The following is a 24,707-nucleotide window of genomic DNA, read 5'->3' as shown; positions in this document are numbered from 1 at the left end:
ACTTCGTACATTCCAGGTTAATTACGCACCTTATACACTGCCGATGGTCCCGGGAATATTAGTCCCAAAAGATTGGCTCCGTGCGTTATAACCGCTCTTCGTCAACTGAAGCGCTTTTATTGACCACATAGGTTTGCGCGATTTTGTCGTGAAGCGCCTGCTTCTTCTCCGTAAATCCGGCCATGATGAACCCGATGTACAATGAAAGAACCGACAAAAATCTGCCCCAAAATCTTCCGCTGGCTCTCAGGAAAGACATCCTCTCATAACGCCTATTCACCACGACGATTCCGAGCGCCATTTTTCCAAAAGTCCCTTGCCATTTAGATGATTCCATAATTGCGTAGTAGAGCCATGCGCCAAAAGCAGTAAGCAGCAGACGGGTGATCCATCCGATCCATTCATAGAATTCAAAAAAATAAAACCACTGTTTTATACCCAATGAGATAAAACTCATGAGGAAACGGAGGAAAAGCTTATCAATCAGCGAAAAAATAAGTGTTATAACCAAGACAATAATGTTCACGACAAACAAATCCAAAATATAAGCGCAGAATCTTTTCCAAAAACCGGCGTATATCTGTCCCATTCTTAGGCTTCCTCGCCCCATTTCCTCAAATCTTCCCGCCGCACGTCCAACGCCTTTATCGCATCCGTACAAGCGGCCTCGCCGATCTTCCCGCTAATGAGCGCGACGAACTCCGCCGCCCCGCGGATTCCCGCCGGAATGCGAACCGTCCCGGCCGCGCCCTGCAGCACAAACTGCCCGCTGTTGAAACGGCTATAGCTCACGCTCCTGAGTTCCTCGTAACGAAGCGTCCGAGTGCCGCCCAGCGAGCGCACCTTAATGGAATTTTCACCGGCTTCGGCCCGGAAGACCAGATGGTTTAGGACATGGAACAGCAGCAAGACCGCAGCGAAACCGATCAGCCAAGCAATCGGCATGAACTCCTTCATCTCCGGGCTTTCATCCAGCAGTAAAAACGCAAGACCCGCCGATGTCACCAACAAACCAAGCAGACAGCTTACGAACACAAACCTTGATTTTTTCAAAATCATGCCGCCGGAGGTATCTCTCACCGCCGGACGAAACGTTTCCCCCAGTAAATTACGAACCACTAAACGAACAAAAAATCCCCTCATGTCTGACCCTCTCCTTATTTCATTCCATCAAAAAAATCCAGCTCCGAGCTGTCCGTCTCGAACGGGAACAGCGCTTTGCGGCCCAGGAACAGGCCTTCATCCCGGCGGGCGACCGGCAGCACGTGGAACCCCCAGTGATTGTCGTCGGCGAACACGAAAAACTTCGTCTCCCCGTTCACGATCGAGTCGGTGTCGTCCTGCGGAATCCGCTCTCCGTATTGCGCGCGAATGTCCTCGTACAGCACCGGCTTGTAATCCTGCGACCGGTTGTTGTAGCTGTACTGCTGCCGCAGCGTCCCGTCGCTGCCGCGCAGGAACAAGTCCAGCTGGACGACGTCCGACGGACGCGAGATCGCCCCCGGCGCGCTGTCGCTGCGGCGCAGGCTGCTGATCAACTCCACCTCGCGGCGGTTATGAGTGAACGCGCTCACCGTATACGGGATCACCGCCGAGCGGGTCGTGATGCTCGCTTCGATCTCCCCGGCTTTGCGCGCGTTCAAATAACGGATGGCCCCGCGCAGGCAGGCCAGCTTCAGCTCGGGCACCCGCCCCTCCGCAGGCTTCTGGCGGAACTCGATGCTGCGCCCCGGCACAAACTCCTTGAGCGCCTCGCGGAACACGTCGATCCGGCACGACTGCCCGGTCAGCTTAATGATCGAATACTCCCCAAGCGCGCCCGCCCGGTAAAAATCCTCAAGAAACCGCCGCACAACCTCGTAAATGTCCGCCTTAATGAGCTGCGTAATCTCCTGGATGTTGAACACCACGTCGGGAATTTCATATTCGTCCTTCAAATCGCCGCTCCGGAACACGGACAAGAACCAGCGTTCCACCCGGGTCATCTCCAGCACGCCATCTCCCTGCGGCAGCGCCGTCCGGCCGCCGTAACGCAGCCCATGTCCATCCGAAGCGGACACACCATGCTCCGCCTGGAAGCGGTTCATCAGCACGCCCGTTTTGCGGAAAAACTGCTCCTTCATTTCCTCGGCAATATCCCACAGAAAATAAAAATTGCTCCGCACCCGCATGTACTCCTCGCGGGAGCGGTTCTCGTACATCGCAAATGCCGTCGGAATCACGGCCTCCGCCTCCTTGTACCTGCGCTCCAGCTCGGCGTAAACCGCGTCGACGCCCCGCTCGTCCACCTCCCGGAACAAATCGTTGCCCGGAAAAGCGATCAGCGTGTCGATATCCGTCATGCCTTTTTTGCCCGTGTAGTAGTCCGCGAAGACGATTTTCAAAAATTGCATAATCCGGTATGTAATGTTGTTGCCGCCAAAATGGGTGTCCCCGTTCTCATAGGTCGCCTCGATGGCGATCCGGTATGACATATGCCCGTCTTCGACCCGGAAGGCGCACGAGGACAAATCCGTCGTCCCGCCGCCGCAATCGATCACAAGCGCCTTGTATTCGGCCCCTTCGTCAAAGATGTTGCGCTCGATTCCGTCGGCGATCGTGTTGTACAGCACGGCCATCCCTTCGTCCAGCGCATTTTTCCGTTCAATCCGGTAATCCGGCAAAAGCTCCGCGAACATATCGAGGTACGGCGTCTTCATCTTCACCGGCGCGGTGAAATGCAAATGCTTGAATTTGCATTTGAACTGATGCTCGGCCATACGGATCACGTATTTCAGATAGGCGCTCAATAGATCGCTCCGGGTCACGAACGCGGTATTGCCTTCGCCGTCCATCACTTCAACCGTTTTCCCGTAATCGTTCACCCAGCGTTTCAGCCCCTGGAACACGGAGGCCCGGCTGCCGAAGCTGCTGCGCCGGCCGCTTTGCAGCGCTTCATGGCCAAAAACATATTTGACCCGGTCGGGATCGGAGCAATCCGCCACGCCGACCGCTGTCGGCAAGGCCTCCGTCCGCTCGGGGCTGTCCGGATCGGGGAATTTAACAAAGTTGATTTCACCAAGCCGGATTTGCCCGTTCAGCGGGTCGGGCCCCGACGGGAATTGGGTATATCCGGGGTAAAGGTAGGCTCCCGCCGTCGTATTGCAGGTTCCAAAGTCGATCGCCAGCACGGCGTCCGTTACCTGCAGCTCGCAAATTTCCAGATCGGCCAGCGGGATTTTGTAATAGTGGATATGGGTTGGGGGAAGTTCCCGCTCCTGGTAATAGGTCTTATACACATAATCCGAATCCTGCCGGCGCAGAAACAGCAGGCTGTACTGCCGGTTAGCCGTACGCCGCCACTCGCCGTCGTGATGCGCGGCCAAATAATAGCCGCCCGGCCTTTCCTCGTCCCGGCGCAGATGAAAAATTCCGCACAGCTCCATCCGGTCGTTGACGAGCAGCACGTTGGACTCCGCATATCCCGCCGGCGCTTTCACTTCGTAGCCGTCCGCCCGCTCCACGGCGATCCCGGGATACAAAACGATGCGGGCCGGAACGCGAATGCCGCCGTCTCCCTGCAGCGGAGCCTGCATATACTTGCGCATCGCCGTCTGTACCCGCTCGATTCCGCCCTCGCAGCGCGGTCCGATCAACAAATGCTCCTCCGCGCCCAAATATTTCAAAATGATGCGGATCGTCTCTTCCCGGTCCAGCCGCTGGCTTAACCCTTCCACAAGCCGTTCCCGGTAACAGATGTTCCGGAGCTGGAACGTGGTCATTTCGGTCAGCTCCTCCCGCGTGTAACGGGCTTGTCCGCGTCCGCGCTCCCGGCCGGCGGAATCGGTATACAATTTAAATCCCCTCATGCGCTTTTCCCTCCTGTAACGTGGCGACGACGCCGTTGATCCGCAACATTTTCGCGTCTTCCGCAGCGGCTTTTCCTCCATTCCCCAGACCATCCTCTTTGGCCTACAAAAATAGCGGAATTTAATGTTCTTATTTTCCGCAGCCAGGCTTGTTCATCCCCAATAGGGGAATTTTTTGTCCTTATTTTCCTATGAATAGTCTAGATCGCAGGCATTTCCTTGCGGTTCGAATAAATAGCGGCATAAATTTCCTCTATTTCTCTCAAAATGGGGGATAGCGGCGGAATAGCGGTATTTTTTTCCTCTTTTCCTCTATTTTCTCGCTAGAGTCTCGCGGGCAGCCTGAAAATCAATACAGCGCAATCCGGTCCAGAACCATCGTCTCCTCCGCGTCGATAATGCCGACATGGCAGTCCCAGTACACCTCGGTACGATAGCGCACCGGAAGGAACAGCTCCATCAGCGTCTCCAGCTTTAGGCGGCCTTGCTCGGTCCGCTTCTGGCCGATGTAGAACAGCATTTCGTCCTTCTCCTCGCTGTTCACGTAGATCGTGGAGCGGCGGAACACGCGGCCGACCGCGCTTTTCAGCAGATGCAGCGGCTCGCCGGTATCGTACATCCTCAGGATCGCGCCGGCGATAAACTCTTGTTCGTCGCGGTCAAACAGGCTCATGCGTTCTTTTACCCGCTCCCCGAACGCCCCGGACTTCAGATCGCGCAGCACGAACCGGATGTAATACTCCCGCTTGTTCATACCCTGCATCAAATCGAGCTCGGCCAAAAAATGGATCAAAATATCAAACAGCACGCTCCGGAACTCGGGGTCCTCCGTCAGATTGATATCCAGCAGTTCGCCGAATAAAGCCGGGAACCGGTAATGGGGATTCACCTCGACCTCCAGACCGTGCTGCCCCGCGCCCGCGTTCAGTTCGTGCAGGCTCAATTCCATATACGGCGAATACACTTTGGCCGGCAGGAACTTAATTTGCCGTTTTTCGATCCCGGCTTCTCCGGCCCGCACGAGCAGATCCCAAATGTAATTCAAGCCCATTCTCCTTCACAGCGGTATTCCGGGAACAAAAGCTGGACTTCCGAGACGAGAAAGCTCATCACATCCTCGGCCATAAACGCAAGCCGGCTTGTGAAGCCGCGGTCGCCAAACTTCAGGCACATCCGCCATTTCCCGTTGTCCACCCGCACTTCATCCGTAATAAACCGGTTCAGCTCATACGTGATCGCCCGGCTCACGCCCGGCGGACGAATTTCCACATCCGTCAGTTCCAGCGATTCCGCCGCGGCAAAAGAATGCACCAGCCGCAAAATCTCGCCCCGGGAGCGAACGATCTGCCCCTGCCGGCGGCGGTAGCTGCCGATGAAATCCTCCTTCTGCCGGTTGGAAAGCAGCGCGTATCCCGGTCTGCTGACCACCGATTCAAAAGGCTCGACCAGCATAAGCACCCGCCACATATCCGACTTCTCCAGCGGCGAGACGACGGTCAGTTCCTCCGGCGTACGCTTGACGTAGCGGATGCTGTCATCGTCGACGTCCACAAGATAACCGTGCTGCACGCCCGTTTTCCGCAAAGGCAGCACATGCTCAAAGTTAACCCGGTCCGCCGCCGGCACGGGGAACCCGCCCGTCTTCAGCTCAAGGCGTTGGATGTTCCACAAGGGTATCATATCCGCCCGTTTGTACGGCTCATATTCCTCCAAATGAACGGTAAGCTCCAGCGCCTCTTCTTCCTCGCCGAGTTCTCCGTCCACCTCGGTCAGCACCGCGTCCACAAACTTGTGGGCATACGGATGATTGACCGTTTTCCAGGGCAGCCCGTTGCTGAGGAACACGTGATACAGCTTCTCGATCTCCCGGATGTACGCCATATTCCGCTCCAGCTTGAACTCCACGGCATAGCGGCCTTGGGACGTGGCCAGTTCCCCTTTGAACCGGCGGCCGCTGAGCAGCAGCTGCTGAATTTCCGCGTACTTGCATTCCAGAAAAAGCGTGCAGATCCGCACCTCTTCCCCGCCGCGCAAGCCGGATACCACCGTGCGCAGATCGATTTTGCCCGCTTCCGTGTCCTCCGGAATCATCGGGAACAAATATTCATGCAGCGGGTCCCATTCCTCTCTGGAGCACGCGGAGACAAAGACGTCGTATTTTCCGTCGTATTCTCCGACTTCCTCGAACACCCGGCGCTCCAGCTTCCGGTTCAGCTCTTCCTGGTATTCCACGAGATTCAGGAACACGCCGCTCATCAAATTGCGCAGCAGCCGGCGCTGCTGCAAATCCTCCATTTTGCTTAAACGGTCCATGATAATATCCTTCATGAAGCGTTCCCTCCTTTGGAAGAAGACGGGCCTGCCGGGGAAGTCCCACTTGCCGCCCCGCCATTTGCTGAACCCGCTTCCGCATCGGCATCGGTATTGGACTTGGCATCCGCACTTTCATTTGCCTTACTATCCGCACCGTTACCGGCCTTGGCTCCCGTATCCGGCTTGTTACCGCCATCTCCGGCGTTTTCACTGGTCTTCCCGGCTCCGGCATTTCCGCCAGCCGAGCCGTTTCCATCGTTTCCACCGTTCGTGCCGTTGCCGCCATTCCCTCCGGTTGTGTCATTCCCGCCTTTGCCGCTGGTTCCGCCTTCCCCGCTGTTGCCGCCAGCCTTGCTGCCGCCGTTTCCGCCAGCTTTGCCGTTACCGCTTGTTGTGCCGGCTGTGCCGGTCCCCCCGGCCGTGGTTTCGCCGCCGCCCGAGGAAATCCCGGACGGCTCCTTAGCGGACGAACCCGCCGCCGCGCCTGACGCCTGCTGGCTTCCCCCGGCTTGACCGCCGCCTGCTGAATCCGCCGCAGCTTGCTGCTGCTGATTCAGATTGCCCGCGGCGCTGCCGCCTGCCCCGGCAGTCGCCCCGGCACTCTCACCGGCTGAGCCTGCCGCCGGAACGGCGGGATTCAGCTTCTCGTCGGCTTGAGAGATTTTGCGCTCCATCGCCAGCACCCGCTCCAGCTTGTCGATTTCCTGATAAATTTCCTGCGCCAGCTTGTAAGACTCGATCGCCGCGGCGTAATCCATGGCAGCGAGGCTGCGGTCGCCTTTTTTCTCCAAATTGTCCGCCTTCAGCGTTCTCGTTTCCTTGTAAATGTTGTCGATCTTGGCCTGCGTCTGCTCGATCTTCTCCTCCACTTTCTTTTGCCCGCTCTCGTATTCCGCTTCAATCGCCGCTTTTTTCGCTTTTTGGAAAACCGCGAGCGCTCCGTTGTAATCCTGTTCCTGAAACAGCTTATCGCCTTCTTTGATCACCCCGGACAAGGCTTCAATCGCCCCGGCGCGTTCAATCCTCGCTTTGATATCCTCCGCCTTAAACGGCTTGTATTTGTCCGCTTGCTTCAGCGCGTCGTTGTAGCTGTCCACCGCCATATCGTAGCTGCCGTCCTGCACATAGCCGTCGCCGTCGCTCAGGAACTGCGCCACCTGCTGCTTGCCCCGCAACAGCTGAAAATGCAGCTTGTCCTTCAGCTTGCTGGCGGCGTTCTTCGCCTCGCTGTAGGACTTCAGCGCTTTGGCGTAGTCGCCGGCGGAAGCGTACCGGTCCCCGTCCTCCTCGCTCTCGACCATCAAGACGGCCGTCTGGGCCAGCTTTTCCGCCTGCTTCGCCTTGACGTACCAGACGCCGCCGCCGGCGATCGCCAGCGTCAGCAGCAGCATGGCGCCGCGCAAAATCCACTTTTTGATGTTTTTAGGTTTTTCCGTAAACGTCTTGTTCACATACACGGCAGCCGCCGTATAATTATTGACCGACTTTTGCTGCTTGCTGAGCACGACCTCCTCCAGCGTATCGGTCAAGCTCTCCGGATCGCTCGCTTCCGCGAGCGCGTCCAGCATTTCCGGCAGGTCCACCTGCTCCCAGACGCCCTGGGTCGCCAGCAGCAGCACATCGCCGTCCGACAGCGGCATTTTGTCCGAAACATACGGCTCGAAGCGGTCGGGCCTGCCCATGTAATTGAGCAGATTTCCGCGCTCTTCGTGATTGTGGTTGCGGTCCTCGGCCAGCCTTCCCTGATCCAGCATCAGCTGCGTCAGGCTCTGATCCTTGGAGCGCAAATTCACCCGGCCGCCGCGGAATTGATACAGCCGCGCGTTCCCGCAGGTCGCCCACACCATCCGCGTATAATCCGTGACGACGACCAGCACGCTTGCCTTCAGCCGGACCCGGCGGCTTTCGAATTTCAGCCATTCGTGCGCCGCCTCCAGATCCTGGCGGATTTTGCGGCGGGACATCGAAGGCTTTTCCATAAAGCTCTCCAGAATCACCTCTACCGCCATCTGCGCGCTGCGCACTTCCTTGTCCAGGTCGAGACCGTCGGCAACAACGTAGCAGGCCATGTCGTCGAGCTCCACGAAAGCGAAATAATCCCGGTTGTCGAAATGCGAACCCGCTTCGGAGACGAATGCTGTCTTGAAATCGCTGTTCTCCTTCCTCATGCGTTCCCCCGTTCCCCCCGTGCACACACGCGAGGGTGATGATTAATGCTCCAGAATGAGGACCGTCGCATTATCCTGATGCTTGTAGCTTTTCCGCTCCACGCAAGCGATCATTTCCTCCGCCGTTTCCTGCGGCGGCATCCTTTGCATCAGGATTTCTTCCATCTCCACTTCCGTCAGCGCGTCATAGACGCCGTCGCTGCACAGGATAACGATGTCCCCCGGCTCCAGCGGGATCGGCTCGCCGATCTCCATGCTCATAAAGCCACCGTAGCCCAAGTAATTGGTCAGTTGATTTTTCATCGGATTGCCGCTGACCTCTTCCCGGCCGATCTCCCCCGCCAAATATCTGGCTTCGAGCACGCTCTCAAACGTATCCTTGGAATTCACCGGCAGAAACTCTCCGTCCCGGAACAGCAAAATCAGACTGTCCCCGACCGCGCCCCAATGCAGCCTGTGATCCGAAATCACGGCGGCGACGAGCGTCGTGCCTCCAATCGCTCCGCCAAGCTGCTCCATAATGGCCCGGTTGCTGACAATCGACGCCTTGTGAAAAAATTCCGGGATATCCCCGGCATCATCCAGCTTCAGAAACTCCCGCGAAAACATCGTGACCGCCAGCGTGCTGGCCATCCGCCCGTTGGACACGCCGCTGATCCCGTCGGCAAGCACGGCCAGCGTGCCCACCTTGGTCACGGCGCTGGCGAAGTAGTCGTCCTGCTCCGTACGCCGGCCGATCGTCTGCGCATTGCCGAGCGAAATTTCCCGGTCCGGCTGCTGCTCCGAGCTCGCGAGCTCCGGCGAAGGCGCCGCCTTCCGGGACGGGCCCGCGGTTACGGCCGCGCGCAGCCTTTGGCGTACAACGATCAAAATAGCGACCACGACGAACACCGCCGCATAGACGGCAAGCACATCGCTCGTGAACCATTTTTCCATCCCCATCATCCCGGCTCCTAACCGTTGTCCCACTCGAAATGCGGACCGCATAACGGGACGAACACAAATTTGCTGCGCCCGAGCTGGATCAAATCATAGGCGTTTAACTCCACGGGGGAATATACCGCCTCATTGTTGTGATAGGCGAGTCCCGAGGCGTCGCCCGGCAGCAGGTAAAAATTGCGCTTCTTCGGATCATAGACGATGACCGCGTGATTGCGTCTGGACACGGCGTTGTCGCCGATGATCCGGATATGCATCTCTTCGGCGCGGCCGATAAAGTTTTTCTCCGCCATGATCCGGTAGTCTTGGCCCATTTGCGGACCTTCGACGCACACCAGCCAGCCGGTTACCGGCTGGATCCCGGTCGTTTCCCCCAGGTAAGGCATCGTTTTCTCGTCCATGTCCGCGGCGGCCGCAGGGCTCTGCGCGCTTTTGGGCGCGCGGGCGGGCTGCTCCACGGTCGTATTGCAGTAGGGGCATGTGTTGCCGTGCTTTCTCGAACTAAACATATGCCCGTTCATACATCTCGTCAGGCTCATTTTTCGATTCATTCCTCCGTATGTAAATGTAAGTGGGAGTACCGCTTATTTAATCAACAGCCTGGTGTTCGCGATAAAAATCATGTCTCCCGCACCGACCCGTACCGGCTCTTCGGCAATAAGCCGATTCGCGTCGCTGCGCCCCGCCTTGCGAATTCCCGTACCGCTGTACGATTCCGCGTCCTCGATAAACCATTCGTTTCCAACACGGTTCAGCACGGCGTGCTCCGGACTGACCAGCGAGGCGTACTCGCAATCCGTCAAATCGATGTCCACTTCGCCCTGATCCGTTTTTTTGCCGATCAATACGGACGTTTCCCCTTTGATCAGCCATTCCTTGACCCGTTCTCCGTCGTCATCGAGCAGCACGATTTTGCTCACTTCCTGCGGCTTCCTGCCCGGACGCAGCTTCGGGTCGCCCCCCGTCCAGATAATTGCCGAGATGATCACGGCGGAAACCGCAACCGTGCCCATTTGCGCCACATAATAAACCGGCCGCAGCAGCACATAGATCACCAACCCGACCAGTATGGCATAAATCATTAGTTCAACGTATCCGATCCAAGCGGATTTCTCCGTCTTCACAGGCAGCTACCCCCGTCAGATGAATTTAGGCTCATTTGCTATTTCTTGCGATAGCCGAAAAAACTATTGAACAAGGCGGAAGTATCCAGCGGATTTTTCCCTTCGGCGTTCTTCCCTTGTTCCGAGTCCTTTTGTCCTTTGCGCGGCATGGCAAAAAACTGCTCAAACTGCTCCCTCATCCGCGCGGGATCGAAAGCTTCCGCTGCCGCCGCCCCGCCGCCGGTCCGCCGCTGCGCTTCGGGCCCCGGCTTTCCGCTTTTCCCCGGCGCGCCGAAGTTCCCGCGCTGCAAGCGCTCATCGTAAGCGGCCCGGCGCTCTGCATCGCTTAACGTTTCATAAGCTTCGACGATGTCTTTAAACCGTTGTTCCGCCTGAGGGTCTCCCCGGTTCGCATCCGGATGATGGCGCTTGGCCAGCTTGCGGTAAGCGGCCTTGATCTCGGAGGCTTCCGCATTCCGGGAAACGCCCAGCCGTTCGTAATAGTCCGCCAAATGCTTCCCTACTTTCGTCCAAAATTTCGTGAAATCGTTCTAACGGATGCCATCGGCACTATTTCGGCAAAATCAAGCTAAATCAAAATGTAACGGTTGCCGGAGCGCTTAATTGGTTCAGTTTCGGCTGTTTCGAGCATTTATCATCATAATAAGCACGCTCGCAACCGTCAGAAATGGAATCTCCGCCTTTTCGGCCAAATAAGCTCGCATACAACCGTTAGCGCTGCGTAGTCGATCGTTCTCAAGCTATCGCCGCAAGGTACAGTAAATCTCAAGAGGCCTGGGGCCTCTTGAGATTTACGAAATGCGGGCGCCCCGCGCCCGGGCGAAGCAAGCTTAGATGTCGTTGACCGGATAGCCGCCATTGAGCTTGGCCAGTTCGGTCTTGTCTTTTTTCTGCTTCACATAAAGCTCGAATTGCCCTACGCCTTCGGTGTCGCCAAACGCTTCCTTGTAGTCAACCACAAATGCGTTCGGGAACACGATCTCCCGCACCACCTGGTTGGCGGCGATAACTTCCAGCGTCAGCTTGCGGTAGCAGTCCGCTTTTTCCGCGGGAACCAGCGACCACAGGGCCAGCTTCAGCGTATCGTCGGCTTTGTCGCCGTCGGTCGCCGTGATGATTTTGCCGATGATTCTCAGCGTGGAGCCTACGTCCGTGGATCTGGCGTTGGAGTCGTCCGGCGTATCGGTGTCGTAGTACACCTTCTGGATGTTGTCCAGCCCGAGCTCGATTGTTTCGGCTCCTTCAACTTTCAGTCTGAATCCCATAAAATACATCCTCCTTAGAGTAAAAATATGATGGCCCCAGGGCGTTACGCTATTGTTTGAGCTAATGATATTGCAGAAAAAGGCAGCCGGGTGAAATGTTCTTACGATCACAAAGGCGAACTCAAGCTGATGCTTCCGAAGCAGATTTCTTGCAGAAAGCTTTCAGCTTCTTCAGAATCGTTTCCCCCTCTTGCTTACCCTTGCCCTATTTCTTAACTCAACCTATATAGCGCCCCGGAATTTATGTAACGAGGTCAGTCGCCGGATAGCGGCCGGTCCTCCTACATACGACAGTTGCGTATTCTCCGGGCCGGCCAAAAACGGATTTCCTGCGTTTTGACCGCCCGGTCATTTACTTGCATCATGCTTTGACGGGGCTTGTGCCCTTGGTGATCATCACTTCGAGATTTTTCACGTTGCCGTTGTAGATCAAGTCGATATGGCAGAGGTTGTTTTTCTCGTCGATGACGTAATTCATATCGTCCCCGTCATAGATGATCGAGTTGATGAAGCCCCGTTTGGCCAGCCATTGGCTCTTCTGGCTGCTCGGGTTGTTGCTGAAAAATTTGATGATATTTTCATGCTTGAAGTCGGCGGTCTGGAAGCGCAAAATCCGCTCGATATACGTGCTGACCAGCGTCTTGTAAATCGAGTCGAATCCGTCCTCTGACGCCGCCAGGCTTCTCGCTTTGTAAACGGTGATGCGGCGAATGTCCTTGCCCTGAAGCTGCGCGTTTTCGGAGGAGAACACAAAGCCGAAATTTTTCCGGTTGATCGAATCCTTGATCGTATTCGTGAAGCCGGTGATTTCCTTGGCCATAGTTGTCACGGCGCGCAAGCTGTTGTCGCCCGCTTCAATGTCGAAGCGCACGCCCGGAAACTCCTTGCTCGTGTTCTTGAACGATTCCCTCAGGTATTCCGGACACTGATAAGCGGCCACAATCCCGGCGGCGACGTAAGACGCCCCCACATAAACGCCCTCGATCCACAGCTTCAGGATGTCTTCCTTCTCCCGGGAGAGCCGGGCCGCTCCGCCTTCGGTTTGAACCATGCGGCTGTCGATGATCACGCCCGATTTCTCCTTGGGGATAACCGTAAAGTTCGGCAGGCACGGGATGGCGAATTCGCTGTAATCCTTGCGGATGAGCGGCGCGCATTTGTCGATGTATTTGTCGACTCCCGAAGTGGCGATGTTGTTGAACGTCGTCTCCTCGCCCGATTCGAAGCTGAAGAATACCTGCACCTTGAACTCCTTCACGACCGTAAGCAGCATCGCCAGCGATTCCATGTTGTTGCCGTCCTGCTTGACGATTTTCTCGTTGCCCTTGAAGCGCTCGCGGCTAACCTTCACCTTGCCCGCGCTTTCCAGCTCCACCGAAGGGACGATGCCGAACCAGATCGTGTCGGTGAAATCGTTTTTCGCGTTGACGGTGTTCAGATACGTCTCCAGCCGCGGGATGTTGGCGCTCTTGACGGTCATATCCAGCTTGTTGTTCGTGACGAGCATCGACGGCTGCATCCCTTTGTTTTTCACCGAGTATTGGTCAAAAAACATTTTCACGCCCAAAATTTTCTCGACAAGCGGCTTGACCGTTTTCACAAAATCGTCCTTGGCCGTCTTGTAAAATTCCAGATACGTGTTGTAATTTTGCACTTCCTGTTCCACGTTGACTTCCGTGCTCACGGCCGGCAATGGGCTAAAGGTACGTACAACTAAGTCGCGAACATAACCGGACGGAGCCTCCGTAATCGAGTTGTAATCGTCTTCGAAGACGAGCGCCAAACCGTTGGAACCCTTCTCGTCGAGCAGCACCAGCTCCGTGCTTTCACTCTTCGGCGCCTCGATGATTTTCAATTCGCCGCTTTCTCCGATCGTCAGCATCCCGATCTGCACCGCTTCGGCGTCCTTTTCCTCACTGGAGCCCCCCAGCAGAAGCCGCGTTTTAATGTCCTCGATCGCCAGCGGCAGCATCGCCATAACATTGTTATAATTTGCACTTGCCTCTTCAAACATAGCGTTCAGCTTGTCGCCCAAATCCAGCTTTTTCGGATCCTCTTCATCCAGCTTTTCATATTGTCCGTACAAGTAATGGATTTCTTTGCGCACCTGCCGGATATCGTCCATCACCTTTTTCGGCGATATCATATCGAGCAAATTCTCGAATTTGAAATCGACATTGGTCATGCCTTGGCTCCGCTTCGTGTCGATCAGCGTAAACAGCATTTTCAGAAAGTCGTTGTTCTGGTCGATCCGGATTTCCGAAATCGCATCCTCTGCAATACCCTCGGGCTTTTTCAGCGTATAAACGACTTTCTGGTTCGCCGCGTTGAAAAACGAATACACGCACGGCGAAAACTTTGTCAAAAATTCGTCAAAGCTGCGCACGAGCAGGTGCTCGTTGATCTCCTTGATCTTGTCGTCGCTTAAGCTGTCGATCCCTTTAACATCGCCCACAATCGTCAGCAAGTCCAGTTTCTCCGGATTGATCTCATCAAACAGCATCGTTCGGTTGGTTTGATTGATGATATCCATAGATCTTTTTATCCTCCTCCCGCTTCTTCAAAGACGCATTGCCTATGCCAAAAACCCCATATTTCATGCGGCTGCAGGCCCCTAAAAATAGTGCTCTGTATTTAGGTTCTTTCAAAACCGGCACCTTCCGGTCAGGCCTTTAGGGGTAATCATAAACAGCGTCCGCCTAAATTGTCAATCTGTAGCATTTGCTCCCGAAATAAGGATTTTGGACCTATAGAAAAACCTATGAAAGGGATGATTATCCAATTAAAGGCCTATTTTTTGGAACTCTATACAAATTCAAAGTGGCTGGTCCGATATAAAAGAGATAGTTGAAAGATAGTTTAATATATCTATTTTGTAAATTTTTAGATAATTGAGGTGGGTATTGGATAATGGTTCAAAAGAAGAATCGACAATCATTTGCATTTTTCATTATTTCTAGGACTATATTCCTGTTTTTGCTTTTGGCTGTAACGATCTGCCCGTTTTCCGTTCCCGTTCAGGCCGCCGGACAGCAGCAAAAACCGCAAAATCAGGAAGCCTTTGACGCCATTTTCGTGCTCGACACGAGCTATTCGATGAACCATGCCGATCCGGACAAAATGGCGGGCGAGGTCGTCCGCATGTTTATGGATATCAGCGACGCCAGCCGGACACGCATCGGATTCGCCGCCTACAATCATCAAATCGTGAAGTCCATGCCGCTTACCCCCATCTCCGTCGCCTCCAAACGGGACGAGATCAAGCGGCAGATCGAGGGGCTCCGCCGCACGGGCTACACCGACCTGGGTCTGGGCCTGCTCACGGGCAGCAAGCTGCTGATGGCTTCCGCAAACGATGAGCAAACGGAAGGCCGCAAACCGTTTCTCATCCTGCTGTCCGACGGAGAAACGGATTTCGGCCCATACCGGCAATCCAGAACCAAGGAAGATTCGGCGAAAGACAGCGATGCCGCGATCAAAATGGCCCAAAAAAACGGGTACCCCATTTACACGATCGGGTTGAATCATGACGGTACGGTAAATCCCGATGAACTGAAGCGGATCGCTCAGAGTACTGGAGGCGCTTTCTATACGACAAGCAGCGCGGATGATTTGCCGGAAATTTTCAATCAGATTTTCGCCAGAGAAATGCGCTCCGTGCTGATGCCCGTGGCCGGGGTGACCGCTTCCGGCAAATTGCAGGAGGTTCAGGTGGAGATCCCAAGCTCCTCCATGAGCGAAGCCAACATCATTTTGTTATCCGCGCGCCCGCTGAAGGACGCGCAGTTGTTCTACGAGTCCAAAAATATTCGCTTGTTCAAGTCGAACAGCTATACCCTGCTGAAAATCACCGCGCCGAAAAAGGGAACCGCGACGCTTAAATTCAAGGGAAGCTCGGGAGATTTGGTAAAAATCAGCCTGCTCGGCAGCTACGCCATGGAGGCGAAGGCCAGGCTGACGGACGGGAAAGCGATTAAAGGTAAACCCGCCGGAATCGAAGCGCTATTGATCGACGCCAGTTCGAACGAGCCGTTGCAGGAGAAGGAGCTTTATCAGGGACTAAGCGCCGAACTGGTCGTCCTGGATAAAACCGCAAACACCGAAACCGCGGTGGAAATGAAAAACGAAGGAACAAGTTTTTATACCGAGCACACGTTCAGCGCATCCGGGGAATACGAGTGGTATGTGAAAATGGAGGGGGATACCTTTTTCCGGAACACGCCGGCAACTGTTCAGAAAATCGTTAACCTGGCCCCGGTTGTTCAAGGAAAAGAGCAGCTTCAGCTAACGAAAGAGGACGGGCTGACGGAGCTTGATTTAAACACGTTGTTCCTGGATGAAAATGGGGACAAGCTGAGCTTTGCGCTGCAAGATGCGGCCGGCAAGGCGGCCCGGGCCGAACTGGCCGGCGATCAATTATACATTTCGCCGCTGCGGACCGGCGGATCGGAGCTGACGATTACCGCCACCGATCCGGAAGGCGCCCAGGTCACGGCGCATCTGGCGCTGAAAATCAAATCCAAATATACGGTTCTGAAATGGTCCATCGCCGGCGGGCTTGTACTGGCGCTGATCGGCGTTGCCCTGTATTTCTGGCTGCGGCCCAAGCCGGCTTTTGCCGGCAAACTGGAGGGCTATTTCCTGGCCACGGCCAGCGGCAGCGAAGTTCCGGTCAAATCGTGGCCGCTCACCTCGTTCCCCGGCCGAACCGTCAACCTTGGCGAGTTGTTCCAAAGCCTTGACGTCAACGAGCCGCTGCCGGAAGCGCGGAACATTTTCTTTACGGCAGGCAAGGGAGGCACCCTGATCGTACAAAACAAATCGCGCTGCTCGCTGGTTCGAAACCGTACGCCGCTGGCAAACAACAAGCGGGAAACCCTCGAATACAACGACAAGCTGTACATTACCTTCGAGGACGGGATTACCGAACTGGAGCTGCGCTACAAAGCGATCAAACCGAGCACTAATATTTATACCCGCGCCGATACAGCCAGCTGAGCCTGCATTCGAGACGGATGGCCGCTTTGAACCGGTCCAGCGAAATGCGGCGCTTGTCCGCGGGCACGGCCAACCCGCGTTCGATCGCCCGGGACAAAAACGGCCAGGCGCGCTTCATCTCCGCGTCGACCAGCTCCTGCCGCTCCTCAAACAAGCGTTTGCGGACATCGGTGGGAGCGTGGCCCCGGCAGCAGAAATACAGCACGGCGGCCAGGCTGTAAATATCGCTCTCCGGCCCCTGCCGGGACTGCTCGGAATACAACTCGAGCGGGGAGTATCCCGCTGTCGTTAAAATCGGCCGTCTCTCCTCCGTTCCCCCCGTTGCCGCCGCCGAGCCGAAATCAAGCAGCTTGATGGCCCCGCCGCTTGCGATCATCAGATTGCCCGGCTTCAAATCCCGGTGAATGATGCCGAAGCGGTGCAAATAATCGAGCGTGTCGATGAACGGAAGGATCGTTTCGTAGAAAAAACGCGGTGCAATGGCCGCCTTGTTAGCGGCTATGTATTTGTCGAGCGTGACGCCTTCGCAATATTCCATCACGATATACGCCGTCCCGTTCTGTTCAAAACGGTCCAGGCAGCGTACAATGCCCGGGTGGTCGAGCTTTTCCAGCAGCTCCCCTTCTTGCTGATAAGCGTTCCAGAGCACTTCGAATTTATCGGCCGCCGTGCCGGCCTTGCGGCGCAGCGTCGCTCCGTCCTTGCTCCTGTACACGAACCGGCCCGGGCAAAATTCCTTCACGACGCATCGGCTTCCGTCCGCTTCATTTCGCGCGGTATACACGACCGCCAGCTCGCTGACGGAAAGGACCTTGCGGATGCGGTATTGGCTGCGGGAAGAAGCTTCGCCTTCCCCTCCGATTCTGGCATTTCGCTTTAACTCAAGCCCAAGCATTTGATCACGATTCACCTTTCTATCCTGAACGATATTCCGCAGTATTAACCTGAGCGGGTTATTGACTTATTTTAACACATTAACATAACGTCTGGCGGCTGTCTTCACAGAGGACGGTCCCCCTAACGGATCTTCCCCTAGCAACGGACTCAAACGACTTTATTCGTTCATTTCCCGATCATTTCCTGCTTTAACGGTTGCCGCGAACCACGATCCGCGAGTCATGATCCATCCCTCAGCAAATCAGCCCAGCCCACTTTGCATCGCACCCGCCGCCCGGTATAAACTAAAAGCATACCAAACCGATCCTATCATACTTCCCGGGGTGATTTTAGATTGAGCGTCAGCATCATTGTCGAAGGCAAAAACGACCGCAGTAAGCTGCGCCGCCTGCTGGGCGATGAAGTGCGCATCCTTTGCACCTTCGGTACTCTGAACACGGCAAAACTGGAATCCCTGCGCAAGCAGGCGGGGGACGACGAGCTTTATCTGTTTCTGGACAACGATCCGTCCGGGAAAAGAATCCGCGCGGTCCTCAGGGACGCTTTTCCCGATGCCGAACAAATCTATACCAGACGGGGGTACGCCGGAGTAGAAGGAACGCCTGACGAATATTTAATCGCCCAATTGGAAAAAGCCGGACTGGAGGAATTTATTTTATATCCTCCGCCGGCTTCATACTAGGCTGTAATGTAAACCAATAAGTTTGCGGACAGGCCCTGTCCTTGTTCCAAATCTTTACGACCGGCTTACTCCTTGGCCAAGTCGATTACGCCTTGAGCGATTTCCTCGGGCGTCGCCTCGGGGCGGTAAATTTCGCGCAGGCGTCCCTCGCGGTCGACCATCCCGATCAGATCCATATGCACAAAGTTTCCGTCGTTATCCTTGTTGATCAGGATTTGAAACGAGTTCATCGCCAAATCGATCGTTTTTTGCTCATCCCCGCGCAGGAAATACCAGCCCGAATAATCGGCTTTGAATTTATCGCCGAACGCTTTGACGTTCTCCAGCGAATCCCGCTGCGGGTCGAAGGTGATCGAGACGATGGAGGCGTCTTTGCCGAACAAGCCTTTTTCCTTCAAAATATCCTGCACCTGGCTTAGCCGAAACGTCGTGATCGGACAAACGTCCGGACAGTTGGCAAAGAAGAAATAAAACAATCTAACCTTTCCGTTCGTGTCCTCCAGGGTGACTGTCTTGCCGTCCACATTTTGCATGCTGAATTCGCCCACCGGCCGGATGACCGGAAGCTTCGGCTTGGCGGCATACGTGTCCCACAGCAGATATCCCGCCAAAACAACGCATATCGCCAGCAAAATCCAGGTCCACTTGTACTTTTTCAAAACAGCCATCCCTTAGACCTCCATCACAACCGTACGGTATCGAGAATCATAACGATCATGTTCACCGTCAAATAGTTTACGGAGAACAGAAATACTTTTTTCGCCCAAGCATCGTTGTCCTTGGTGCGGAAGCCCGTCAGCGCCATCAGCAGCCAGGCGACCGACAAAATTTCCGCGATCACCAAAAACCAGATCCCCGTGTAATCATAAACGTACATCATGATCGGAATGGGTACGAGCAACACCAGATACGGGATCATCTGCAGCTTCGTCCGCGGAATGCCCTTCACAACGGGCAGCAGCGGAAAACCGGCCGCGCGGTATTCCTCCGTCCGCCGGATGCCAAGCGCCCAGAAATGCGGAGGTTGCCACAAAAACAACATAGCGAACAGCAAACACGCGCCCAGATCGACGGTACCGGACGCCGCGACGTAGCCGATGGCCGGCGGCATCGCTCCGGAAATCGCCCCGATGGAGGTGCTCCAGGTCGAAGTTCTTTTCAGCCAAAGGGTGTAAACAACGACATAAACGAACATGCCTACTGCGCCGAACAAGCCGGCCAGCGGACCGGAAAACGCAAACAAAACGGCAAGGCCCAAAATGCCCAAAACAACCGCATACCAAAGCACCGTTTTCGGGGCTACCTTCCCGGTCGGGAGGGCGCGGTTTTTCGTGCGAGCCATCTTCATATCCATTTCCCGGTCAAAATAGTTATTAAACACACACGAAGAGGCCATGACCAGCATCGTTCCCAGCAGCATCAAAACCAGCTTGCCGTATTGCAGTTGCCAATGCGAAGCCAACCAAAAACCGGCGAAAGCCGCGATCAGGTTCGAACGCAGGATTCCCGGCTTGGTCAAAGCGATGAAATCTCTCCAAGTCGCCGTCTCTCCCGGAGGAGTAGGTCTCACGGACAACGCAGCGGATTCCGAAGAAGCCTGATATCTTAATGGTTTGTCCACGCGCGATTCATCCTCCTACAAATTAGTATTGAGTTTGGACTAAGCTATATCTATAAATCCGTAAATTATTCGGCAATATTTCGTTCTCGCTATAAACTTTATCATAACAAACCAAGAAAGTGTTTGACAATCATCGGAATATCGCGTGGTTATTTTGACAATTTAGTGACACAAAGGCCACTAGGATTGTCCAACGGCCTTTATAAACTCATCTTTCGCAGAGCAAAAATCAGCGTGAATCCTTGAGCTGAAGGTGTTCAAAGATCTAAGATAGGCGGACAGAAGAGGTGTCTGGCTCAACTTTATAATCCTTGCTTGCCAGTCAAGTCGAAAGCCGATCGTGGCCAAGAAACGCGGAAGGGTGTTGAAAGCTTGAGGATAGGGAAGTGGGGTGACGGCAGATCAACACTCGCTGTCCGGGGCTTTACACGATTATCCCGTTTGATCAGGTAGCAAAAAGAAAGACAAGTTCGGGAGAAAAAAATGTTTGGTGGAGAAGCAGGTAGGCTCGAGATAATTTAGACGGGCTTAGGAGAAGAAATCAGGTTTAGGGGAGATGAAACAGACCGCATAAGAGATCAAGACAGGAAATCAAGACAGGGAATCAAGGACAAGACGCGAAGGAAACGAAAAGACTGTGATTTTGCTGTAGCCTGAACTCTTACGTCTGCAGCAACGCCCGCACTGTTCATGCTAATCCCTACCCATTAAGTTGATCCGCATCAAGTAACCCCCACCGTTCAAACATCACGATCAGGCCGCAGCCGCAAGGGGCAGACTCGGTTGGCGTGCGATCAGCCGGCGGTATGGGATCGCCGGAATCGCCACACACATGCGCAGCAACTTCTGCCGCATCGTTTCTTCCGCTCCGGGCAGTCCTCCTTGCAGGCGCAGCCGACGGCGTACGGTGTACTCGTTCAGGTACGCCTGCAGATGCTTCAGTCCCAGGGCTCCATACGTACTCTTCAGCGATTCCCATGCCTCTCTCACCACTTTCCGCAAGGGCGCATACAGCCGAAAGGCCTGAGGGAACAACTGTACCGCCGATGTACGGACATCCACATGCCCATTGATGAACGCGGTTAGATCGTGACGGTTTGCCCTTTTTTCGCCTCCCCGCTTATGCGGTACCAGGCGGATTTTGACCTGTTCCGGCTCGCCCGACTCCGTGACCGTGCAGCCGGCCACGACCGCCGAGGCGTACGGATGCGAAAGCTGACACCGGGACGGATTACGCCCATACTGATCGCTGTTCACCTTCACGTCTCCGGAGAGCAGCTCCCGGGCATCGAACTCCCCCACGGCATGGCGTATTTTGTGCAGCATCGACCAGGCTGTTTTGTAGGTGACCCGGATCTCCTTGCTCAGCCGCAGCGCCGAGATGCCGCCATCAAGCAGGAATAAATCCAGGGCCTGAAACCACTTCACCAGAGGGAGATGCGTTCCTTCAAAAATCGTGCCGACCAAAGGCGATGTTTGATGCTTGCACTTTCCGCACTCGAACAAAGGGATATGCCGGGAGGTCAGATAGCTGCACCGGGTGTGAGCGCAGCGCGGGCAGACAAAGCCGTTTGGCCACTTCATCGCGATTAGCGCTTCCATGCAGTCCTGCTCGCTGTTAAAACGGCTGCTGAATGATTGAAGTTCCGTTCCCGCATTGACTTCCATATCCGTTCGCCCCCGAATCAAGAATATACGTACATATGTTCCATTTATTTCATTATAGCAAACATACGTTCTCTTATCAAGCCGAAAATCTCACCTGAACCACCTCATTTTTTCCTCAGCTTTTTTGTTTTTTCTTCTCTCTTTTTTGGAACCTTTGCTCTAGCCCTCCCCCTGCTCCCTGCTCCTGAACGAAGGGAATAATCGTGCTAAGGCAGCAGCAGGCAGGGACACCAAGACACGAACGCTTTAGACAGTCCCTTTAGACGGCCCCTCGCCTGGCGGCAATTTGTGACACCGCTCGAAACGGCTACGGTGCAGAAGGTAGATGTACTTACCCCACCGGATCGTGACGCCCTCTGCATCGTTGACGCTTCCTCAACGAAGCAGCCCCAAAAGCCGGGAAGACACTGTTCGCCTCTGATTCAGCGCCAACTCCGGCAATGGATTCCCTGCTTTACCCTGCTATATCAAGGCTTGTCTGCCGATGTTTTGCTGCGATAGCTGCGATAGTCGAGTTTTTAAATTATAGTTTTCTTACTTAACGACAAACCCCATCAGCCGCTGTACGTCCTGCAGCGTTTTTTCCGCCATTTCGGACGCGCGTTCCGCGCCCTGGCGCAAAATCTGGCGCAGCTCGCCCGACTCGCGGATCTCGCGGTACCGCTGCTGCAGCGGCTCGATCACGCTGACGACGGCCTCGGCCAAATCCTTTTTGAACGGACCGTACATTTGGCCTTCGTAGCGCTTCTCCACTTCTTCGATCGTCAAACCGGCGCACTGGCTGTAAATCGTAATCAGGTTGCTGACTTCCGGTTTGTTCTCCGGATCGAATTTGACCTCGCGGCCCGAGTCGGTCGTTGCCCGGCTGATCTTTTTGCGGATAACGTCCGGTTCGTCCAGCAAAGCGATGTAGCTGCCCGGGTTCGGATTGCTTTTGCTCATTTTTATCGAGGCATCGTCCAAAGACATAATCCGCGCGCCGACCTCCGGAATATACGGCTCCGGAATTGTAAAATAGTCGCCGTAGCGGTGGTTGAAACGTCCCGCCAAATCCCGGGTCAGCTCCAGATGCTGCTTCTGATCCTCGCCTACCGGCACCAAATCGGCATTATAAACCAGGATGTCCGCGGCCATCAAGGCCGGGTACACGAACAATCCCGCGCCAACCGATTCTTTGCCCGCCGATTTGTCTTTAAACTGGGTCATCCGCTCCAGTTCGCCCATCGAAGTGAGCGTGGTCAACAGCCATCCGAGCTGGGCATGCTGCATTACATGGGATTGCAGATAAACGTTCGCTTTATTCGGATCGATTCCCGCCGCGATATACAGCGCCGCAACGGCCTCGGACTGCTCCGTCAATGCGGCCGGTTCCTGGGGAACCGTGATGGCGTGAAGATCGACCACCATAAAGTTGCAGGCGTAATCATCCTGCAGGGTTACGAAATTTTTGATCGCTCCGATGTAATTTCCCAATGTCAGTTTTCCGCTTGGCTGGATGCCAGAAAGCACTTTTTTCATCATTCATTGACCTCCTCGATTTAAATGCAAAAAAGGCCTCACTCCCGCAAGGGACGTGAGACCGTGGTGCCACCCTTATTCGCCGAATTCTCCAGGTCCTTGCAACAGAGCCACCCTTTGTACAAGCCAACCTTGGGCCAAATTCAGCCTTATTGATTCCGTAACGTGGAACGACCCGTCCGGCATACTTCGCATCGCAGCTAGGCTTCCCGCCTGCCCGCGGTTCTGTCCGGCGCTCCGAGGCCCATTCGGCCAAAGCTCCTCCTCCGGTTCGCATCAACCACCGGCTTTCTGCAGGACGAACGTTTCGCTTACTTGCCCTCATCATCGCATTGTCGCTATGGCGAATCCTTGAGGCCGCCCGGACCTCCAGAAACCCGCTTCTATTGATTATCATCATAAAAGTGTTTGCCGTCCATGTCAAATTCATTTTTCGTCTACCGCAAAAAAATGTTATGATTAGTTTTAGCTTAAGGAACAGATAATTATGTGGGAAAAGGAGCAACGATATGAAAAAGGTGACCAAAGGGCAATGGAACGGTTACGATACGTACATCTTACATAGCCACGAACTTGAAGTCACGCTGCTACCCCGCCTTGGCAATAACGTGATTCGCATTTGGGACCGTGTTCAGCAGCGCGATGTGCTGCGGTGCCCAGACGAAAGCGAACTGGATTTCTATTTGCAAAAGCCGTACCATTTCGGCTTCCCTTTGCTGATTCCGCCGGGACGGATCCGCAGGGGGCGCTTCACTTACGCGGGCCAGGAGTATCAGTTTGACCGCAATACGGCAAACGACAACCATATCCACGGGCTGCACCGCACGCAACCCTGGCGCGTCAGCGATATCGAGGAAGACGACGAAGGCTGCGCCATCACCACGGAGTTCGTCACCTCGGACGATCCGAACTGGATTCGGCAATTTCCTGAACCGCTGAAACTTGAAATGACCTTGCAGCTGCAGGGCGCTTCTTTGAAGCAAACCTTTAAAATCACGCACCTGGGGCAAAAAGCCGCCCCGTTCGGTTTGGGCCTTCACACCTGGTTCCTCATCGACGGCGAACCTGGCCGCTGGAACCTGAAGCTGCCGGTTAGCGGGCTGTTCAAAGCCGATGAAGAGCTGATCCCCACTGGTGAGATCGCTCCTTTAGGTCCATGGGAAGCTTTAAACGAAGGGATGAACCTGCAGGGCGTAGATTGCGATACGATGCTGAACATCGGCGGCAAGCCCGCGGTGGCCGAGTTGATCCGGGATGACGGATATGGGCTGCGTTATTCCGCCGATCCGGAATTTTTCAAATTTTGGGTCATCTATTCCAAGGGCGAGGCCGACCGGTTTTTCTGCATCGAGCCTTATACCTGGCTCCCCGACGCCCCGAATTCCCCCCTGCCCGCCGAGCAGACGGGGTTGATTGATCTAAAGCCGCAGCAGTCCATAGAGCTGAACCTGAACCTGGACATCGTTTACCCTGAGGGCGAATCCGCTCCCGAATCCGACTCCTGATCCTTTTTTGCCATGCCTCAATACGAAACCAAGCGGCCGTCCATCATCCATCTGCGATGATGGACGGCCTTTTTGCGCGCCGCTGGCCGCCGATTTCTGAAATGAAATAATTACCACTACTAAAGATCGAAGTCTACCCGCATATTTTTCTCCCTAGGAAC

20 protein-coding genes are annotated in these 24,707 nt (G+C 54.9%); 3 read left to right on the top strand and 17 right to left on the bottom strand.

The window, feature by feature from the left end; genetic code table 11:
* Positions 1-85 precede the first annotated feature (85 nt).
* From DYE26_RS29010 to DYE26_RS28955, 12 genes are all read right to left on the bottom strand, one after another.
* The gene (locus DYE26_RS29010) at positions 86-589 is read right to left on the bottom strand and encodes an RDD family protein (RefSeq protein WP_051985267.1); all 504 of its coding nucleotides are present in this window, start codon (positions 587-589) and stop codon (positions 86-88) included.
* A gap of 2 nt (positions 590-591) precedes the next feature.
* Positions 592-1,143 (bottom strand): hypothetical protein, encoded by a 552-nt coding sequence (locus tag DYE26_RS29005; RefSeq protein WP_036619869.1) that lies wholly within the window; start codon positions 1,141-1,143, stop codon positions 592-594.
* A 14-nt stretch (positions 1,144-1,157) separates the two neighbouring features.
* Entirely contained in the window at positions 1,158-3,848 is a 2,691-nt protein-coding gene (locus tag DYE26_RS29000) for an acetate and sugar kinases/Hsc70/actin family protein (RefSeq protein WP_036619868.1), read from the bottom strand.
* A 349-nt stretch (positions 3,849-4,197) separates the two neighbouring features.
* Positions 4,198-4,899 (bottom strand): hypothetical protein, encoded by a 702-nt coding sequence (locus DYE26_RS28995; RefSeq protein ID WP_036619865.1) that lies wholly within the window; start codon positions 4,897-4,899, stop codon positions 4,198-4,200.
* Positions 4,890-6,176, bottom strand: a complete 1,287-nt coding sequence (locus DYE26_RS28990; protein WP_036619863.1) for a hypothetical protein — start codon at positions 6,174-6,176, stop codon at positions 4,890-4,892. Before DYE26_RS28990 ends, DYE26_RS28995 begins: the two co-directional genes overlap by 10 nt.
* Positions 6,173-8,329 (bottom strand): PP2C family protein-serine/threonine phosphatase, encoded by a 2,157-nt coding sequence (locus DYE26_RS28985; RefSeq protein WP_063836299.1) that lies wholly within the window; start codon positions 8,327-8,329, stop codon positions 6,173-6,175. Before DYE26_RS28985 ends, DYE26_RS28990 begins: the two co-directional genes overlap by 4 nt.
* A 42-nt stretch (positions 8,330-8,371) precedes the next feature.
* Entirely contained in the window at positions 8,372-9,265 is an 894-nt protein-coding gene (locus DYE26_RS28980) for a PP2C family protein-serine/threonine phosphatase (protein ID WP_371860964.1), read from the bottom strand.
* Between the two features lie 17 nt (positions 9,266-9,282).
* Positions 9,283-9,807 (bottom strand): FHA domain-containing protein, encoded by a 525-nt coding sequence (locus DYE26_RS28975; protein ID WP_036619858.1) that lies wholly within the window; start codon positions 9,805-9,807, stop codon positions 9,283-9,285.
* 45 nt (positions 9,808-9,852) lie between these two features.
* Positions 9,853-10,392, bottom strand: a complete 540-nt coding sequence (locus DYE26_RS28970; RefSeq protein ID WP_036619855.1) for an FHA domain-containing protein — start codon at positions 10,390-10,392, stop codon at positions 9,853-9,855.
* A 38-nt stretch (positions 10,393-10,430) separates the two neighbouring features.
* Positions 10,431-10,883: a DnaJ domain-containing protein gene (locus DYE26_RS28965; RefSeq protein ID WP_036619852.1), complete on the bottom strand. Its 453-nt coding sequence runs from the start codon at positions 10,881-10,883 to the stop codon at positions 10,431-10,433.
* Positions 10,884-11,222: 339 nt separating this feature from the next.
* Complete coding sequence (locus DYE26_RS28960) at positions 11,223-11,657, bottom strand: hypothetical protein (RefSeq protein ID WP_036619850.1); 435 nt, start codon at positions 11,655-11,657, stop codon at positions 11,223-11,225.
* Between the two features lie 361 nt (positions 11,658-12,018).
* Positions 12,019-14,190: a transcriptional regulator gene (locus DYE26_RS28955; protein WP_036619848.1), complete on the bottom strand. Its 2,172-nt coding sequence runs from the start codon at positions 14,188-14,190 to the stop codon at positions 12,019-12,021.
* Positions 14,191-14,633: 443 nt separating this feature from the next.
* Between DYE26_RS28955 and DYE26_RS28950 the strand changes: the two genes are divergently transcribed.
* The gene (locus tag DYE26_RS28950) at positions 14,634-16,655 is read left to right on the top strand and encodes a vWA domain-containing protein (RefSeq protein ID WP_227872912.1); all 2,022 of its coding nucleotides are present in this window, start codon (positions 14,634-14,636) and stop codon (positions 16,653-16,655) included.
* On the opposite strand, the gene DYE26_RS28945 is transcribed toward DYE26_RS28950, so the two are convergent.
* Positions 16,621-17,565, bottom strand: a complete 945-nt coding sequence (locus DYE26_RS28945; RefSeq protein WP_082207678.1) for a serine/threonine-protein kinase — start codon at positions 17,563-17,565, stop codon at positions 16,621-16,623. The two genes, DYE26_RS28950 and DYE26_RS28945, sit on opposite strands and share 35 nt — an antisense overlap.
* A 321-nt stretch (positions 17,566-17,886) precedes the next feature.
* On the opposite strand from DYE26_RS28945, the gene DYE26_RS28940 reads away from it, so the two are divergent.
* Positions 17,887-18,234 carry a toprim domain-containing protein gene (locus DYE26_RS28940; protein WP_036619841.1) on the top strand — a complete coding sequence of 116 codons (348 nt, stop codon included), beginning with the start codon at positions 17,887-17,889 and terminating at the stop codon, positions 18,232-18,234.
* Between the two features lie 65 nt (positions 18,235-18,299).
* On the opposite strand, the gene DYE26_RS28935 is transcribed toward DYE26_RS28940, so the two are convergent.
* The 4 genes from DYE26_RS28935 to trpS all read right to left on the bottom strand — a co-directional run bounded on the left by DYE26_RS28935 (position 18,300) and on the right by trpS (position 23,041).
* Positions 18,300-18,902 carry an SCO family protein gene (locus DYE26_RS28935; RefSeq protein ID WP_036619837.1) on the bottom strand — a complete coding sequence of 201 codons (603 nt, stop codon included), beginning with the start codon at positions 18,900-18,902 and terminating at the stop codon, positions 18,300-18,302.
* Between the two features lie 14 nt (positions 18,903-18,916).
* Positions 18,917-19,855, bottom strand: coding sequence for a heme o synthase (gene cyoE, locus DYE26_RS28930; protein ID WP_036619835.1), 939 nt, complete (start codon positions 19,853-19,855; stop codon positions 18,917-18,919).
* Between the two features lie 753 nt (positions 19,856-20,608).
* Positions 20,609-21,523: a transposase gene (locus tag DYE26_RS28925; protein WP_051985266.1), complete on the bottom strand. Its 915-nt coding sequence runs from the start codon at positions 21,521-21,523 to the stop codon at positions 20,609-20,611.
* Positions 21,524-22,057: 534 nt separating this feature from the next.
* Positions 22,058-23,041, bottom strand: coding sequence for a tryptophan--tRNA ligase (gene trpS, locus DYE26_RS28920; RefSeq protein WP_036627566.1), 984 nt, complete (start codon positions 23,039-23,041; stop codon positions 22,058-22,060).
* 509 nt (positions 23,042-23,550) lie between these two features.
* Here trpS and DYE26_RS28915 point away from each other — a divergent pair.
* Positions 23,551-24,546, top strand: coding sequence for an aldose 1-epimerase (locus DYE26_RS28915; protein WP_036619833.1), 996 nt, complete (start codon positions 23,551-23,553; stop codon positions 24,544-24,546).
* Positions 24,547-24,707 lie beyond the last annotated feature (161 nt).

It is taken from the genome of Paenibacillus macerans, from assembly GCF_900454495.1.
In the GTDB taxonomy this organism is placed as follows: domain Bacteria; phylum Bacillota; class Bacilli; order Paenibacillales; family Paenibacillaceae; genus Fontibacillus; species Fontibacillus macerans.
The sequence above is the reverse complement of the archived record's forward strand: the minus strand, read 5'-3'. Positions and strand labels throughout refer to the sequence as shown.